This window comes from Photobacterium sp. J15 (assembly GCF_963870815.1).
GTDB classification, from domain to species: Bacteria; Pseudomonadota; Gammaproteobacteria; order Enterobacterales; family Vibrionaceae; genus Photobacterium; species Photobacterium marinum.
In genome coordinates this window covers 3,462,517-3,478,091 of sequence record NZ_CAWMUI010000001.1, presented here as the reverse complement: position 1 = coordinate 3,478,091, position 15,575 = coordinate 3,462,517, and the positions used below count along the sequence as shown (strand labels likewise).

Below are 15,575 nucleotides of genomic sequence, written 5' to 3'. Positions count from 1 at the left end.
ATGAAAGTTCGTGCTTCCGTTAAGAAAATCTGCCGTAACTGTAAAGTTATCAAGCGCAACGGTGTTGTGCGTGTAATTTGCAGTGAGCCAAAGCACAAACAGCGCCAAGGCTAATTAGCAGAAATATTTCTTGCAAATTGAAGGTAGGTTGGCTAAATTAGCCAACCAATCTTTTGTGTGTGCAAAAGAATTGTTCCACCGCTGCGTATCCTAAACGGGCTTTGCAGCGGTTATTCTTGAAAAGTACTAGGAGTGAATAGTGGCCCGTATTGCAGGCATTAACATTCCTGATCAGAAACATTCTGTAATCGCTCTTACTGCGATCTACGGCATTGGTAAGACTCGTTCAAAAGCTATCCTAGCTGAAGCGGGTATTGCTGAAAATGTTAAGATCAGTGAACTGACTGAAGAGCAGATCGATCTACTGCGTGATGGTGTAGCTAAGTACACTGTAGAAGGTGATCTACGTCGTGAAGTATCAATGAACATCAAGCGTCTAATGGACCTTGGCTGTTACCGTGGTCTTCGTCATCGTCGCAGTCTACCACTACGTGGACAGCGTACTAAAACCAACGCACGTACCCGTAAGGGTCCGCGCAAGCCGATCAAAAAATAATCGGATAAGGTAGAGTACAATGGCAAAACAACCAACTCGCGCTCGTAAGCGCGTACGCAAGCAAGTAGCTGATGGCGTTGCGCACATTCATGCTTCTTTCAATAACACAATCGTAACCATTACTGACCGTCAGGGTAACGCTCTATCTTGGGCTACTGCAGGTGGTTCTGGTTTCCGTGGTTCTCGTAAATCTACTCCGTTCGCTGCACAGGTTGCTGCTGAGCGTTGTGGTGAAATGGCCAAAGAATATGGCGTTAAGAACCTGGAAGTTATGGTTAAGGGCCCAGGTCCAGGTCGTGAGTCTACTATCCGCGCTCTAAACGCTGCGGGTTTCCGTATCACTAACATTGTTGATGCGACTCCGATCCCTCATAACGGTTGTCGTCCACCTAAGAAACGTCGCGTATAACGTTTTTAGGAAAACTGGAGAAAGAACATGGCAAGATATTTGGGTCCTAAGCTGAAGCTTAGCCGTCGTGAAGGCACTGACTTATTCCTTAAGTCTGGTGTACGCGCGATTGATACCAAGTGTAAAATTGATAACGCACCAGGTGTACACGGCGCTCGTCGCGGTCGTCTATCTGACTATGGCGTTCAGCTTCGTGAGAAGCAAAAAGTTCGTCGTACTTACGGCGTTCTAGAAAAACAATTCCGTAACTACTACAAAGAAGCTGCTCGCATCAAGGGCAACACAGGTGAAAACCTGCTTCAGCTTCTGGAAGGTCGTCTAGATAACGTAGTTTACCGCATGGGCTTTGGCGCAACTCGCGCAGAAGCACGTCAGCTGGTAAGCCACAAAGCGATCCTAGTTAACGGTCAAGTCGTAAACGTTCCTTCTTTCAAGGTAGCGGCTAACGACGTTGTTAGCATTCGCGAGAAAGCTAAGAACCAAGCACGCATCAAGGCAGCTCTAGAAGTTGCTACTCAGCGTGAACTACCGACTTGGGTCGAAGTAGACACAAACAAGATGGAAGGTACTTTCAAGCGTCTTCCTGAACGTTCTGATTTGTCTGCCGACATCAACGAACACCTGATCGTCGAGCTTTACTCTAAGTAAGGCTATAGTTAAGAGAGGACACAATGCAGGGTTCTGTAACAGAATTTCTTAAGCCACGTCTTGTTGATATCGAACAAATCAGCACGACGCACGCAAAAGTAACTCTTGAGCCGCTAGAGCGTGGTTTTGGCCACACCCTAGGTAACGCTCTACGTCGTATTCTTCTATCTTCAATGCCGGGTTGTGCCGTAACTGAAGTGGAAATCGATGGTGTGTTACACGAGTACAGCACCAAAGAAGGAGTACAGGAAGATATTCTTGAGATCCTTCTAAACCTTAAGGGCCTGGCCGTTAAGGTTGAAGGTAAAGATGAAGTAATCCTTACTCTGAATAAATCTGGTGCAGGCCCTGTTGTTGCAGGTGACATCACCCACGACGGTGATGTTGAGATTGCGAACCCAGAACACGTAATCTGCCACCTAACTGATGACAATGCTGACATCAGCATGCGCATCAAGGTAGAACGTGGTCGTGGCTATGTACCATCGTCTGCTCGTATTCATACTGAAGAAGATGAGCGCCCAATTGGTCGTCTGCTAGTTGATGCAACTTACAGCCCAGTTGACCGTATCGCTTACGCTGTTGAAGCAGCACGTGTTGAACAACGTACTGACCTTGACAAGCTTGTTATCGATATGGAGACAAACGGTACTCTTGATCCTGAGGAAGCTATCCGTCGTGCAGCTACTATCTTGGCTGAGCAGCTGGATGCATTCGTAGATCTACGTGATGTACGAGTTCCTGAAGAGAAAGAAGAGAAGCCGGAGTTCGATCCGATCCTACTGCGTCCTGTAGACGATCTTGAACTAACTGTTCGCTCTGCTAACTGTCTGAAAGCAGAAGCGATCCACTACATCGGTGATCTTGTTCAGCGTACTGAGGTTGAGCTTCTTAAGACTCCAAACCTTGGTAAGAAGTCTTTGACAGAAATCAAAGACGTGCTGGCTTCACGTGGTCTGTCTCTAGGTATGCGCCTAGAAAACTGGCCGCCAGCATCAATTGCTGAAGATTAATAGTTACTGATATCTAGTTAGAAGGATTAGGTCATGCGCCATCGTAAGAGTGGTCGTCAACTCAACCGCAACAGCAGCCATCGCAAAGCGATGTTCAGCAACATGGCTGGCTCTCTGGTACGTCACGAGCTTATCAAGACTACCCTGCCTAAGGCAAAAGAGCTGCGTCGCGTAATTGAGCCATTGATTACCCTAGCTAAGACTGACAGTGTTGCTAACCGTCGTCTAGCATTCGCACGTACTCGTGACAACGAAGTTGTTGCGAAACTATTTAACGAACTTGGTCCACGCTTTGCTCAGCGTCCAGGCGGTTACACTCGCATCATGAAATGCGGTTTCCGTGCTGGCGATAAAGCCCCTATGGCTTACATCGAGCTAGTAGACCGTCCTGAAGCTCAGGAAGAAGCTGCTGCTGAATAAGCAATAGCGCGTTAAATAAAAAAGAAGCCGGGTCATAGACTCGGCTTTTTTTTTGCATCAGCTCTTCTTAAATCAGTCTGATATCAGGAAGAGTTCTATGGTGTATCTGTTTGTCGACAGCTCTGGATTTGGTGGGATAGAAAGCCATATTCAGCAGCTTGCTTTGCTCATTCAGTCTAAAGATGTTGACGTTGAGGTCGTTTACTTTCGCCGTTACCCCGGCCATCCACAATATCAGCAGTTAACTGACAATCATATTCCGTTCCGTTTCTTATCTGACTCTTCATCTATCCGCTTCTTTCGCTCACTTTCTCAAGATGACGTCGTACATGCTCATGGCTATAAAGCATCGATCATGGCTCGTTTTTATCGCTTACTTGCACCTTTCCGTTTAATCACCAGTTTCCATGCCGGGGAGTCATTAACTGGCAGGTTGGCTCTTTATGAAAGACTGAATGCTTATACTGCTTTTCTCTCTTATAACTTGGCGGTGAGTCTGCCTATTCTGAAGTGTCAGCCATTTCGTTGCGAATTGCTGCGCAATTTTGTTCTCAGCAAATCACCGTTGTCTGCTAAAAAACGTCATTCAACTTTGCAGGTTGGTTTTGTTGGTCGTTTGAGCATGGAAAAGGGTATCGATCGTTTTGTTACTCTCAGCTGGGAACACCGGCAGTGTCAGTTTCATGTTTTCGGTGACGGTGATTTAGCGAACTTAGTCTCTGATGAGCCTGCATTAGAATGGCATGGTGCTGTGACTTCAATGGATCCCCATTGGCAATGCCTAGATGTATTGCTGATCCCGTCTAGGGCGGAAGGCCTGCCTATGGCTGCACTCGAAGCAATGGCCAATGGAGTTATTGTTCTGGCTACCAGAGTTGGTGATTTACCTGAATTACTTTCTGATGATTGCTTGGTAGACGAATCGCAATGGCAGCGACTTTCTTTGTTAATTAATGAGCTGGGTTCTCTTAACAAGAAAGCGTGGATGGAAAAGTCGTATGAGTTGCAGCAACGGATTATTGAGCAGTATAGCGGAGACAGTCGCTGGGCTCAGTTGTCACGCATTTACTCACTTTCGTGAAATTGATGTTAATTGAAGATAACTGTTACTAATGTGCAGTCATCTTCTGGGTTTTGCTTTGCACTTTGCCATAAATATTGATGCCGTTCTTGAGCTGACAATCGATATAGTTCATCAAGTTCGCTTTCACAGAAAGGTGTTTCAGCGAGTCCGTCACTGAAACAATGCAGGCTGTCTCCGGATGATATCGGAGTTTGCCAATGTGCTGGCTCTAAGTTGTCAAATAACCCGAGTAAACCCATCGACGTATCGACTATTTGATGCTTACTAAAAGGTTGATGTTGTGAAGGAAAGAAAAGCGGGCAGGGCATACCGGCGTTGTAAACCGTTAGCTTGTTATTGGATCTTATATGTAGGAGCACTAGGCACATCAAATTGCTCTTTTCCGTGGCATGAAAAAAGTACTGGTTGAGGGCTCGGCAGACTTGTTTGGGGGTAGTTTCGGGATTTTGCAGCAGACCCATGACGTAACCGAAACTGATGGCACCATTGGCTTTTGCTGCGATTCCATGCCCCATTTGATCGCCAAGCAGCAATAGTTGCGATCCGTCGCTGAGCTTCTGTTGCATGATAAAGTCACCGGAAATACACGGCTCCTGGTTAACTAACAGCTGAACCTGGTTGGAAATCGTTGTGAGATTACTGTGATATGACTGAGTATTGAGCTGTTGTTGCAGAGTCTCTTCAAAGGCGGTAAGTAGGTGGTGATGGCGCTCAAGCACCCTGCTTAGCACACTGGATAAGTGCGCTTTGCTGATAGGTTTTGCGAGAAAGTCATCAATTCCTGATTGGGCGGCTGCGTAGAGGGTTTCACTTACCGTATCGGCGGAGAGAAAAATAAAGGGTAACAGCCGATGATGTTGGATTGCTGCCACCCGTTGCCGGAAATCAAAACCATTGATGTCCGGCATGTGCAGATCTGTCAGCACCAAATCACAGTGGTTCTTTTCCAGCCATTGCAGCGCTTCACTGGCTTTACTGAAAAGGGCTAATTGGTAGTCTTGCTCAAGAAAATGGGCAAGTAATGTCAGTTGGCTTTGGCTGTCATCGACAATGACAATTTGTTTTCTGTGCTGTAGGACCGGGATCCTGAACGTGATTATGTTGTGGTTCCGGCTGCTTTTATAGTTAAACACTGGGAAGGTTGCTTGTATAAGGCCGAGTCCCATTCCGCTTTCCATTAGCTGTACCGGGAGCTCTGCAGATTGGAGTTGCTCTGTCTGGTGTTGCCACGTTGAGCCGTTGTCGAGAATAGAAAGAAAGTAATGCCCGTCAGATTTGCCGTAGCTGATGGTGACTTGGCTGGCTGTTTGTTCTTGATGTTCGAGCAGGTTGGCGCAGTACTCACTGCAGACTAGTTTAATGTTCTGAACTAACTCCTGATTGAGATGCAGTGCCTGCGCTTTATCACTGAAAAAACGACGGATCAGGCGGAGGTTTTCATAGCTCAGACTGAACTGGCGCTGGAACAGGAGCTGTTTCATAACTTAGTCCCTTATCTTATTTGCTCTTATTGCCTATCCCTTGTTCTACTGATATTTCCCTTGTAATAAAGGACTGTTGTTCAGATAGCGGATCAGCCGCTGCTTGAGCTGGTTTGGTAGCCAGCGCGCTTTTCCTTTTAGTACCCGGATAATTTCATCAGCCAGAGAGGGGTTTATCTGATCATTGATCAGAGTGCCCAGTAGGTTGATCCCGTTTTGCTCGAGTTTCTTCATACAGGTCAACAGCTCACTTTCTTTAGTTTTTGCTGCTGCGACACAAAGGATGGTGGCATCACTGGCATGGCTGATGGCGCTGACAGGAAGGTTTCTCCAGTTGGTGTTTGTCATGGTGCCGACGTCGCAGATGATATAGTGATAATTCTGCTTCCAGCGCTCTAGTGCTTTGGTCAGAATTTGTGGTTGGCGAAGATCGAGAATGGTCCGTTCACGGCTCGGGCGTGGAAGGATGTCGAGTTGACTATTTATATGGATCAATGCCTCAGCTTCGCCGTTGCCGTCGCTCTGCCATGGCTTGGCTGGGAACCCTTGCCCGGATCCGGAGAGATCAAGGTCGATCAGCAGAACTTTCTGTTGGTCTTCAGCGCAGCGTCTTGCCAGCCAGTTACACATGGTGGAAGTTCCACATCCTTCACTGGATCCGGTAAAGGAGATGATTCGGGCTTCAATTTGATGGATTTGGTGGAATAGCTGATCGTACTCCCCACTAAGCCAGGGTTTCATAAGGCAGCTCCCAGAGCGATAAGGGTAAACAGGCCAAGGACGTCACGCAGTCCCTGACGCCATTGTTCTCCGATTGAGTCGCTCTCGTTCGGTACATAGACGGTATCGCCGGGACGCAGCAGTGGCAGCGGATAGCTGGCAGGATCAATAACATAGTCGCGAAGGTTGAAAGTTTGTGCCTTGTCGCCACAGCATGACGTATTAACAATCATGATCCGCTCGATGTAAGCTTCGTCTGTCGGGCCGCCGGCTTCAGCCAGTAAGTCCAGAATATTCATCTGACTGTTGAAGGTATAGCGACCGGGTTTGTTGACTGAGCCCATTAGCCTGACCACTCGCTCTGCGGGCTTATCAAGCCAGTCGCCCTGGACTTTGGGTAAATAGATCACATCGCCCGGCACGACTTTCGGCAGTAGGCTTTCATCTCCGGTTTCAAAATAGAGTGAAAGATTCAGTTTGGTTACCTGTGATTGATTACTGTTACGATGACTTATCCTGATTTGGCGAAGATCAGCATCTCCTGTGGGGCCATCTGCCGCTGACAGAATATCGAGGAAACCCAGTTCCCGGTTAAAAGCATAGCGGCCCGGAGCGCCGACCTGACCGAAGACATAAATGGAATCATCTGCGGATTGGCGGATCCAGCTTGATTTGTTATCGGTCGGATCATGGGGGAGCTCGTCAATAATGATGGTATCGCCAGCTTTGAGTGTCGGGAGTTGGGTAAAGCTTCCCCCCTCGTTAATAAAGCTTTCCAGGTCAAAATAGATGACGTTATCTGATGAACCATGCTGTTCGCGAAGTAGCCGGATGTTGCTAAGGTTTGCCTGCTGCTTCGGGCCACCGGCATGCGCCAGAACATCCAGTAGGCCCATGCTGTCATTCCACTCGAAACGTCCTGGATTGTTCACGGCACCGATAATTTTTATTGCGCGATCTGCGGTAACTTTTAGCCAGGACTTTTCATTAAAATCGATCTTTTCTGGAATAAAAATGACATCACCAGGCTCTATTACTGGCAGGGTGTAGCTGGCCGGGTTTTGGGTATAAGTTGCCAGGTTGATGCTCACAGGGGCCCCTTCGCTGCGAAGTAGTTTTATTAGGGTTGTATCGGCAAAACGGGTTGGCCCGCCAGCATTAGCCAGTACATCAACAAACCCTGTTCCTGGTGAACTTTCATAGGCACCTGGCGCTTTGACTTCACCCATCACATAAACGGTTCGTGAGGTGGTATTAATATCTTCAACTTCAATCGGTGCAAAAATCGTGGTGCCCGGTTTTATGGGCGGCATTTGGGTGGATTTTCCGGTATCAAGATAGGCTTTGAGGTCGAATTGGTAAGGGACATTATCGGTGATCACCCGAATTTTGGTGACATCGGCATAACGGGTAACCCCATCTGCTCGCATGAGAGCATCGACTACCGTCATTCCGGATTTATAGCTGAAGGTCCCCGGATTACGTAGCTCACCGAAAATCGTGATGCCCTGTTCTTCGTCAGCATCACCGCCCTCCCTTAATGAGGCTGCATCAAAATCGACTTCTATGTTTCCCAGTAACGGAGAAGCCGGTACAAAAATCGTATCGCCGCCTTTAAGAGTTGGAAGTTGTGAGGGATCACCACTGTCTAAGTATGCTTTGTAGTTAAATTCTTGTGATTGCTCATTTCGGATCAGCTTGAATTTGTCTAGCTGGGCACCAGGTCTGGCACCGCCGGCAGCAGCAATAGCCATCTGGATATTACTGCCGGGTTTGAGTGATACCATGCCGGGATCGGTAACATAGCCCAGTACTTGTACCCGGAGCATTTGCTCCATGATACTGAGCCTGAATTCATCCAGGTTGCGGTAGACGGTTCTCAGTTGCTGGCGGATTTGTTGTTCTGCTTCTTTCGGGGTCAGGCCTGCGATGGTAATAAGGCCTATTTCCGGAAGCCTTATTTGGCCTTGGTCGTCGATAGTAAACGGATCGTCAAATGCACTCTCGCCGGGAAGTTGCAGGTATATTTTGTCACCGGCGGTTAGGGTGGTTCCCCATGCTGGTGATACAAGGATAACGAGCAACAATAGCAGGAGTGTTTTCATAACGGCTCCCGGGTTAGTTGTTCTTTTACAGCCTGCCAGTCCCGAAGTGAATAAACCCGGTGTACAGAGCGGGTGTGGTGATCAACAAGAACTTGTGCATCGACTTTGCGGTTACTGAGCCTTTGGGTTCTGGAGCGCGGATTTTCGACAGATTCTTTTTCACCGGCACTGAAGATGGATATTTGTCTGGTATCAACCCCTTGCTCGACCAAGAATCGGCGTACCGTATCAGCTCGCCTCATTCCCAATTCGAAATTGCTTTGCTCGGTACCTATGGTGTCTGTGTGTCCTGTCAGTTGCAGGTGCCAGTGGTTTTGGCGTTTGAGAATGGAGGCCGCTCGTCGCAGTGCCTGCTGATAATCAGGAAGTAGTTTAGAGCGGTTGAAAGCAAATTGGTTATCGACCTGCATTAACAGCAGGAACTGATCCCTGAGTTCAATTTCTGAGTATCGGGTATCCAGACACTGAGTGTGGTGTTCTAACCAGTCCATCTGGCGCTGGATTTTGGCAAATTGAGTCTGGTATTCAAGCAGGGTTATATCGGCATCATCGCTGAAGCCGGCCCTGGCTTCCTGCCGAGCCTTAAGATAGAGGTTTTCCAGCTGTTGATACTGGCCGGGGAGACAGAGTTTGGCTCCCCGGGTTGCCAGTAGTTGCAGTTCAAAATCATGGTGTTCCAGCTCAAGCCATTGATCGACATCCGGTGGAGAGTAGGGATTATCACCGGAAGTTGGCCAGGTTGTGCAGCCACTGGTTATGAGGATCAAAAGAAGGCCTGGCAGTTTTCCCATATCAATTTAACTCCGCAGAGGTGATCAGAGGGATCACCTTGTTAATCCTTAACATCGTCATCAGCTGTCGAGGTTGGCCGTTGACATTGAGTAGGCGCAGTTTTTTCCCTCTGCTTTTCAGTCTTTTATATAAGAAAACAATGGCACCGATTCCGCAGGAGTCAATAAATTGCACTTGGGTCATGTCGATGATTAGCTCATCATCTTCAGTTTTGCTGAGTGTCTCGAACTGCGGCTCCATCTGCCTCGCAATATGGGCATCAAATTCATCTTGCAGTGTCAGGCTAATCATCGGGTTGGTGGTAGCTTGCAGCATGCTGACCTCTCTTCTGTACTAGGTATTGAAGTTAGTGGTATCTAGGCAATACAAGCTGTGTGCCAGTTATTGCCCACGTTTACAGGCCATGATGTAAATAGTCTTCAACATGATATAGAGATCCATTTTAATCCACTGAATTGGTGAGCTGAGCGCCAGTGCATAAGCATGATCCCAGGCAATCTTGTTTTTAACGTCATCCAGATTATTGTCATATCCTTGGTTTACCTGGGCGAGCCCGGTGATTCCCGGTTTTAATCCTGCAGTGCGTTCCAGGTAATATGGCAATGCATTTTGCAAATCACCACACAGTTCCGGACGTTCAGGCCGCGGGCCGATGAGTGACATTTCACCTTTGAGCACATTGATAAACTGAGGCAGCTCATCTAGACGGGTAGCACGAAGGAAGCGCCCGATACGGGTGATTCGCGGATCATTCTCACTTGCCCAGACCGCGCCGGAATCGGACTCCGCATTGTTACTCATGGTGCGGAACTTGATGACTTCGAACAGTTCAACCTGTTCTTCGCTGATCCTGCCGACCCTGAGTTGACGATAAAAAGCGGAACCTGGTGAATCGAGCCTGATTAACAGTGCAATGACTGGCCATAACGGAAGCGTGAGTATCAGCCCGACTGACCCTAGCAGAATGTCGCTGGCTCGTTTGAACAACAAGGTCGACTGAGATTGATAGCTGATTAATGGTGGAAGATGGCGCCAGCCCTGGTGGAACTGTCCGGCGAGATAGCGCAGCATGCCAAGTAAAGAGGCGGCGTAGCCGCCAATGAAGTAGTGAAGTTTATCCGTTAGCCGGGTATGGATGCCGACTGTTGGTAACAGTGCCAACAGGTATCCGGCCGTTTGTAGGGCAACAAGGCCTAGCGCCGTTAATGAGCCTTGGACGGCCACCAGTACTGAAAGTAGTAAGTAAGCCAGTAAGATAAATGGCATCAGGGTTCGCAGCCCTTTGCCGGAGGCAAATAGCCAGCGGGCACCATGATGGCTGTTTTTGAAAACAAAACGACACCGGATTAGTTGCTGTAGGTTACCGGCTCCGATCCGCTGACGTCGCTGATAGTTCTGTTCATCATCGGATGGCGTCAGTTCGACACTGTTGATGAATTGGTTGAACTGTACTTGATAACCCTGTTTGATGGCCATCATGGGTAACATAAAATCATCATTGATAGTGTCTGCCGGAAGTGGGGAAAACAATCCGGCGCGCATCATATAAAAAGCCCCGTTCCCCCCCATGACATTTCCCAGGTTGGATTCCGCCCGGCGAATATTGTTTTGCCACTGCCAGTACTGCTGTTCTCCGGATGTAGCTTCCGCCAGTAGGTAACTACAGGTGACTGCGCCTGTTTGCGGGTTAAGAAAACTGATGGCTGCCTGTTGTAGAGCATCGACCGACAATAACGCCGATATATCAGAAAGAGCGATGAGCTCGGCTTGCTCTTTGGCTAGCTGCATTAATTGGTTTATGCGGGCTACTTTGCCTTGGTTATCCGCTTCATCTTTACAATGCAGTTCAACTCCGGCTTTTTTAAACTGTGGCTGCCAGCGTTTTATGATGTTTGCTGTGTCATCGCTACAGCCGTCACAGCAGATCCAGACGGACAATTTTTCTGGCGGGTAATCCAACATCAGAATATTTGCCAGTTTAGCTTCGATACAGCCCTCTTCGTTATGTGCTGGCATAACCAGAGCGATGATGGGTAATGGTGACGGTTCATGTGCTCTGTTTTTTTCATCGGAAGCCTCTGGTGACAGAGGGGCTTTCGGAGTACGGCGTCCGAGCCAGATCATCAAACCAGTGTAAATCACATGATGATAAATGATCAGCAGGGTGAGAAGGGTGAGAACCGTCCACTGGAATACCATTGCAGCACCTCCGTTTATTAATAGGCTAAAGCTTCATAAGTTGCAGTCATCATGCGCACATCAGCCAGACAACGAATGTATTGAGCATTATGTTCGCTGTAGTGGTGTGCTTTGTTTAATCCGTTCATGAGTGCGCGAGCTAATGTTACTGGTTGATCCGGTTCAATCAGCTGACCGCTGTGAGGATTGAGCAGGTCCGGGATCCCACCTACATTGGTGGCGATAACGGTTTTGCCACAGGCCTGAGCTTCAAGAAGGGCCAGAGGCAAGCCTTCCTGACGGGAGGGCATGCAGAAAATATCAATGGCACGGTAGAAGCTTCGCATGTTGCAGCAATGGCCGAGCCAGTGAATGCGATCGGAGAGCCCCAGCTGGTCTGCGAGACGGCGTAAATTACTTTGCTCCGGACCGTTACCGGCAATGACAAGCCGGTGGGGTTCTTCCATCAGAGCCAGAGCTTGGATCATGGTGTCGATGCCCTTTTCAGGGACCAAGCGTCCGGCGCAGCCGATGAGTATTTTGTCTGAAGGTAACTGGTTCATCTGCCTCGACAGCAACTGATTGCCCGGCGTGAAATGTTTGGTATCGATCCCGTTGATGATGACATGATCGGCCGTGATTCCATGAAGTTTCAGTTGATCGGCAACCCGGGGGGCATCGGCAACAAGCTGGACCTTAGTTCCTTTTAGCAGTAGGCGGGTCAGGCGGCGCTGTTTGGCATTATGCAAATGCCAGCTGTCATGTTCAGTCTGAATATGGGAAACCCTGAGTCCGACGCTCGCCAGTCGGGAATACAGCAATGGGCCTAAATGGTGAGAGTGGATAATGTCGGCTCGTAACTTTTTGATCAGGCTGCGCAGCCTGATGATGGTTTGCAGATCGCGCCCTTCAGGTTTGCCAAGAAAGAACAGTTGAGACCGGAATGGTTGCAGTTCTGGCCATTTTTCAATGGCAGACTCTTTTTCCCCTTCCAAAGCAACAACATAAACACTGTGGTTGGGGGAGGCAAAACGGAGTAGGTTCAGAACCAGTCTCTCAATGCCGCCGGGACGAAGGTGCTGGACAACCTGTAATGTAATCTTGTTCATGGTGTACCCCCTGGAAAGTTAGGAATGCGGATCAGAACCGGTGCCTTTGTCAGTCGGATGATCTGGCTGGTCTGATATAACCGGGTATCTAACAGCTGCATAGCGCATGCCAGAGAAAGTCCCAGTCCAAGACCTGCTCCTATGCCTAACAGGAAATTGAGCCACCATGGCCAGTTCAGTGGTCGTCCCGGTTTTACCGGACGGTCAATAATTTTAAGTTTGTCGGCTTCTTCAAACCGGCCAAGATGTCCGGTCACTTTGGCCATTTCATATCTTTCCAGCAGCTGGTTGTAGATGCGGGATTTAACGTCATAGTTTCGTTGCAGAATCTTCAGTTGCTTTTCCAGTTGGGCAAACTCAGCTCGCTTCTCCTGCAGGTAAGTCGCTTGAGTTTCCAGCAGTTTCAGTTCTTCTGCTAATGCCAGAATTTGGCTTTCAGCCTGCTGTAGTTGTTCAAACTGGCTTAGTAGTATTGGCTGATTGTTACTTTCAAAATTCTGGGTGTTGCTGGCGATTCGTTGCCAGAGTTGGCTGACTTCCTGGGCACTGAGGGATTGTTGTTGGTCAACAAGCCGGGAACGCTCCTGCTTCAGACGACTGAGGCGGCGCAGTACGGCTTTTACTGATGAATGGCGGTCGGTATAACTGGCCCTGAGCATCGCAAGTTCGGCTTCAGCTTTGACAATTTCAGCTTCTAGCATGCCGACAACCGGGTTGGTGCTGGCAAGGCGCTGATAAAAGTTATTTCTTTTCGCCTGCGCATTAAGAAGCTTCAGTTTGGTTTCTTGAATCAGAGTGTTGAGCCTGGCATCGCTCTGGATATTGGTTCCCTGTAGTTGCGGCAGGTTATCGGCATTGTCTGCTTTGAACCGGGCTAGCTCGCTTTCCGCCTGTTCCAGATCCTTCAGGGTGGACTCAAGCTGCTTTTGCAGGAAAATTTCTGAGCCGTCGATGGAAGCGCGGCCGGGAGCACGAAGCTTATCAAGGAATACTTCTGATATTTTGTTGAGTATGGCCGGCATTTCTTCGGGAGTCGGCCAGTTAAGTCCTATCTGTACAACATCGTTACCGACCAGGTTTACGCTCAGGCTGCCGTTAAGTTTATGAATAACTTGTTCGACTTGAGATCTGCTGCTGAGCGGTGCCAGCTTTAGCTCTTCAACCACAGGTTCAAGTACTGAATAACTATGGAGTAAAACCCGCAGGGCTTTAATCCTTTGTTTGAGGTTCATAGAGATAGACAGATCTTCAAGAAACGGATTCAGCATTGATGCTTCCTGAACCAGTATTGTGGTTTGGGCATAGTATCGCTTGGCTTTTACTGCACCGCCTGCTGCCATCAAAAACGGCATCACAAGTACCGGTATCAGGATCAGGTATCTGTGGCTCCAGAGTGCATGGAGCAGGGGGTAAAGTTTGGCGAATAACTTATGCCGCATAATGCTACTGGCTCTTGAGGATCAAGGTATCGGCAGTCTGTTGAGGCGCATATTCCAGATGTAAGGGAATATCTTGAGTGGCCGATAGTTTGTTCACCGCCTGGATACGTTTTTGCCCCTGAAGCAGAGCTTGGAAAGGATTCTCCAGCGCAGCCGGTGCTACCTGAGCGGTAAGCTGGTGGTATGGATTCTGATTAAGAAAATCAGTGATTTTCCTTTGTTGTTCTGCGGTAAGAGAAATTTGCTCCGGGCTGAAAAATAGAGTTAGTGAACTTGGTGCCTTGGTACTGGTACAGCCCCAAATAAGCAGACAGCTTAGTAGACAAATTATCCTTTTCATTGCGTTCCCTTATTTTGCTGAGCGTATAAGGAGTATTAGCAAAAAAAGTGCCCGGAGTTGGGTAAATTGTTATCTGGCGTCTGAATTTTTGTACACCAGTTGCTGTTTAATCAGTTGGGTAACCTGACAGGCTCGCTGTTCCCAACTTTCATCGGATACCCGTTGTTGAGCCTGTCGGGCGTAATTCTGTCGCTCCTGTGGAGATAGTTGACAGATGTTATCTATCGTCGTCAGCCATTGTTTTTCATTTTCGGCAATGGTGACAAGGGGACGGTAGGCGCGTGCGGCCGGAAAATCTGAGCTAATAACTGGACACCCGGATGCCAGATATTCTCTCAGCTTCAGAGGGTTGCAAGCGCGAATCTGGTCATTATCTTTAAACGGTAAAATCGCCACCGTCCAGTGTTGCAGATAGCCGGCAAGCTGGTGGTGAGGTCGGGCTGGCAATCGATGAATATTCTCTGCCTGCTGCAACTCGGTAATATCGGTGTTAACCGGCCCGAGCAGATAGAAATTTATCTCGGGTTTTGCTCTGGCCAGCCGTTGCAATAAGGCTTGGTCAAGCCAGTCATTCAAGCTGCCGTAGAAGCCGACACTAGGTCGTGAGCTGTTAATATCTGCAGGACAGGAAGCCGGTTTTGCAAATTGCGATAATGACACGCCATGAGGCAGCAGCCAGGTTTTCTCTTCTGGAAATTTCGCTTTTAGCGTAGGACTGCAGGCCAGGATCATATCAGCCCTTGCGATCAGTTTTTGTTCTGCTCGGGCTGCGTAGTGGTGATCGACTCCGGCAAGGGCTGAGAAATCATCTCCGCAGTAATAGATAACTAAATCACTGTCACAGATATTGAGGTAGTCGACAGCACTGGGGAGGGCGGCCCAGATAATTCGCGGTTGGCGTTTAGAGCTGAGCTGGCGTTTGAGCACAGTGTTATTGATGGATTGAAGCAGCTTGTTTTGCGCTAACGGCCAGACCAGCGGCTTAATGACAGAGGTTGGAAATGGTGAATCAGTATTGGTTGTTTTCTCTGCCGGAGAAGGTGTTAGCCGGGCGAACAGTTTTTCGAAAAGCCGACGTATATCCCGCTGACTGAACTTCGGCTGTCTCAGCCCGATGGAGTTTATCCAGTGAACATCATAATGTTTTAGCAGGACGGTCAGAATATGCTGACTGCTTGAAGGGTGGCGGCCCCAATCCTCACCGAAAACCAGAAATTCCAT

Annotated in this window: 17 protein-coding genes; 7 read left to right on the top strand and 10 right to left on the bottom strand. The window is 48.5% G+C overall.

All coding sequences use genetic code 11. The features are described 5' to 3' along the window. From rpmJ to AACQ93_RS15490, 7 genes are all read left to right on the top strand, one after another. Window positions 1–114, top strand: a complete 114-nt coding sequence (gene rpmJ, locus AACQ93_RS15520; protein ID WP_000868186.1) for a 50S ribosomal protein L36 — start codon at window positions 1–3, stop codon at window positions 112–114. Between the two features lie 145 nt (window positions 115–259). Next, window positions 260–616: a 30S ribosomal protein S13 gene (gene rpsM / locus AACQ93_RS15515; protein ID WP_007468823.1), complete on the top strand. Its 357-nt coding sequence runs from the start codon at window positions 260–262 to the stop codon at window positions 614–616. Window positions 617–635: 19 nt separating this feature from the next. After that, complete coding sequence (gene rpsK / locus AACQ93_RS15510; RefSeq protein ID WP_005370963.1) at window positions 636–1,025, top strand: 30S ribosomal protein S11; 390 nt, start codon at window positions 636–638, stop codon at window positions 1,023–1,025. Between the two features lie 27 nt (window positions 1,026–1,052). Continuing rightward, a complete protein-coding gene (rpsD, locus tag AACQ93_RS15505; protein ID WP_007468812.1) occupies window positions 1,053–1,673 on the top strand; it encodes a 30S ribosomal protein S4 in 621 nt (206 codons plus the stop codon). Between the two features lie 23 nt (window positions 1,674–1,696). Beyond that, the gene (locus AACQ93_RS15500) at window positions 1,697–2,686 is read left to right on the top strand and encodes a DNA-directed RNA polymerase subunit alpha (protein WP_007468810.1); all 990 of its coding nucleotides are present in this window, start codon (window positions 1,697–1,699) and stop codon (window positions 2,684–2,686) included. Window positions 2,687–2,719: 33 nt separating this feature from the next. Continuing rightward, window positions 2,720–3,106 (top strand): 50S ribosomal protein L17, encoded by a 387-nt coding sequence (gene rplQ / locus AACQ93_RS15495; protein ID WP_007468807.1) that lies wholly within the window; start codon window positions 2,720–2,722, stop codon window positions 3,104–3,106. A 97-nt stretch (window positions 3,107–3,203) separates the two neighbouring features. Further along, window positions 3,204–4,187 (top strand): glycosyltransferase family 4 protein, encoded by a 984-nt coding sequence (locus AACQ93_RS15490; RefSeq protein ID WP_064606078.1) that lies wholly within the window; start codon window positions 3,204–3,206, stop codon window positions 4,185–4,187. A gap of 8 nt (window positions 4,188–4,195) precedes the next feature. On the opposite strand, the gene AACQ93_RS15485 is transcribed toward AACQ93_RS15490, so the two are convergent. The 10 genes from AACQ93_RS15485 to AACQ93_RS15440 all read right to left on the bottom strand — a co-directional run bounded on the left by AACQ93_RS15485 (window position 4,196) and on the right by AACQ93_RS15440 (window position 15,575). Beyond that, window positions 4,196–5,671 (bottom strand): response regulator, encoded by a 1,476-nt coding sequence (locus AACQ93_RS15485; RefSeq protein WP_064606076.1) that lies wholly within the window; start codon window positions 5,669–5,671, stop codon window positions 4,196–4,198. 45 nt (window positions 5,672–5,716) lie between these two features. Continuing rightward, on the bottom strand, window positions 5,717–6,412 hold the full coding sequence (locus AACQ93_RS15480) for a tyrosine-protein kinase family protein (RefSeq protein WP_064606074.1): 696 nt from the start codon (window positions 6,410–6,412) through the stop codon (window positions 5,717–5,719). Continuing rightward, entirely contained in the window at window positions 6,409–8,496 is a 2,088-nt protein-coding gene (locus tag AACQ93_RS15475; protein ID WP_064606072.1) for an SLBB domain-containing protein, read from the bottom strand. The genes AACQ93_RS15480 and AACQ93_RS15475 overlap by 4 nt, the downstream gene beginning before the upstream one ends. Continuing rightward, window positions 8,493–9,287, bottom strand: coding sequence for an OmpA family protein (locus AACQ93_RS15470; RefSeq protein ID WP_064606070.1), 795 nt, complete (start codon window positions 9,285–9,287; stop codon window positions 8,493–8,495). Before AACQ93_RS15470 ends, AACQ93_RS15475 begins: the two co-directional genes overlap by 4 nt. 1 nt (window position 9,288) lies before the next feature. After that, complete coding sequence (locus AACQ93_RS15465; protein ID WP_232323322.1) at window positions 9,289–9,603, bottom strand: STAS domain-containing protein; 315 nt, start codon at window positions 9,601–9,603, stop codon at window positions 9,289–9,291. Window positions 9,604–9,669: 66 nt separating this feature from the next. Then, window positions 9,670–11,487, bottom strand: coding sequence for a sugar transferase (locus AACQ93_RS15460; protein WP_064606068.1), 1,818 nt, complete (start codon window positions 11,485–11,487; stop codon window positions 9,670–9,672). Window positions 11,488–11,504: 17 nt separating this feature from the next. Next, complete coding sequence (locus AACQ93_RS15455; protein WP_064606066.1) at window positions 11,505–12,575, bottom strand: glycosyltransferase; 1,071 nt, start codon at window positions 12,573–12,575, stop codon at window positions 11,505–11,507. Beyond that, a complete protein-coding gene (locus tag AACQ93_RS15450) occupies window positions 12,572–14,014 on the bottom strand; it encodes a GumC family protein (protein ID WP_064606064.1) in 1,443 nt (480 codons plus the stop codon). The genes AACQ93_RS15455 and AACQ93_RS15450 overlap by 4 nt, the downstream gene beginning before the upstream one ends. A gap of 4 nt (window positions 14,015–14,018) precedes the next feature. Continuing rightward, window positions 14,019–14,354, bottom strand: coding sequence for a hypothetical protein (locus AACQ93_RS15445; protein WP_064606062.1), 336 nt, complete (start codon window positions 14,352–14,354; stop codon window positions 14,019–14,021). Window positions 14,355–14,423: 69 nt separating this feature from the next. Then, on the bottom strand, window positions 14,424–15,575 hold the full coding sequence (locus tag AACQ93_RS15440) for a glycosyltransferase family protein (protein ID WP_064606060.1): 1,152 nt from the start codon (window positions 15,573–15,575) through the stop codon (window positions 14,424–14,426).

Coding starts and splice junctions, on each gene's coding strand:
- AACQ93_RS15455 (WP_064606066.1), bottom strand. CDS start 12,575: ATGAACAAGATTACATTACAGGTTGTCCAGCACCTTCGTCCCGGCGGC.
- AACQ93_RS15460 (WP_064606068.1), bottom strand. CDS start 11,487: ATGGTATTCCAGTGGACGGTTCTCACCCTTCTCACCCTGCTGATCATT.
- rpmJ (WP_000868186.1), top strand. CDS start 1: ATGAAAGTTCGTGCTTCCGTTAAGAAAATCTGCCGTAACTGTAAAGTT.
- AACQ93_RS15450 (WP_064606064.1), bottom strand. CDS start 14,014: ATGCGGCATAAGTTATTCGCCAAACTTTACCCCCTGCTCCATGCACTC.
- AACQ93_RS15485 (WP_064606076.1), bottom strand. CDS start 5,671: ATGAAACAGCTCCTGTTCCAGCGCCAGTTCAGTCTGAGCTATGAAAAC.
- AACQ93_RS15480 (WP_064606074.1), bottom strand. CDS start 6,412: ATGAAACCCTGGCTTAGTGGGGAGTACGATCAGCTATTCCACCAAATC.
- rplQ (WP_007468807.1), top strand. CDS start 2,720: ATGCGCCATCGTAAGAGTGGTCGTCAACTCAACCGCAACAGCAGCCAT.
- AACQ93_RS15465 (WP_232323322.1), bottom strand. CDS start 9,603: ATGCTGCAAGCTACCACCAACCCGATGATTAGCCTGACACTGCAAGAT.
- AACQ93_RS15490 (WP_064606078.1), top strand. CDS start 3,204: ATGGTGTATCTGTTTGTCGACAGCTCTGGATTTGGTGGGATAGAAAGC.
- AACQ93_RS15475 (WP_064606072.1), bottom strand. CDS start 8,496: ATGAAAACACTCCTGCTATTGTTGCTCGTTATCCTTGTATCACCAGCA.
- rpsD (WP_007468812.1), top strand. CDS start 1,053: ATGGCAAGATATTTGGGTCCTAAGCTGAAGCTTAGCCGTCGTGAAGGC.
- AACQ93_RS15440 (WP_064606060.1), bottom strand. CDS start 15,575: ATGGAATTTCTGGTTTTCGGTGAGGATTGGGGCCGCCACCCTTCAAGC.
- AACQ93_RS15445 (WP_064606062.1), bottom strand. CDS start 14,354: ATGAAAAGGATAATTTGTCTACTAAGCTGTCTGCTTATTTGGGGCTGT.
- rpsK (WP_005370963.1), top strand. CDS start 636: ATGGCAAAACAACCAACTCGCGCTCGTAAGCGCGTACGCAAGCAAGTA.
- AACQ93_RS15500 (WP_007468810.1), top strand. CDS start 1,697: ATGCAGGGTTCTGTAACAGAATTTCTTAAGCCACGTCTTGTTGATATC.
- AACQ93_RS15470 (WP_064606070.1), bottom strand. CDS start 9,287: ATGGGAAAACTGCCAGGCCTTCTTTTGATCCTCATAACCAGTGGCTGC.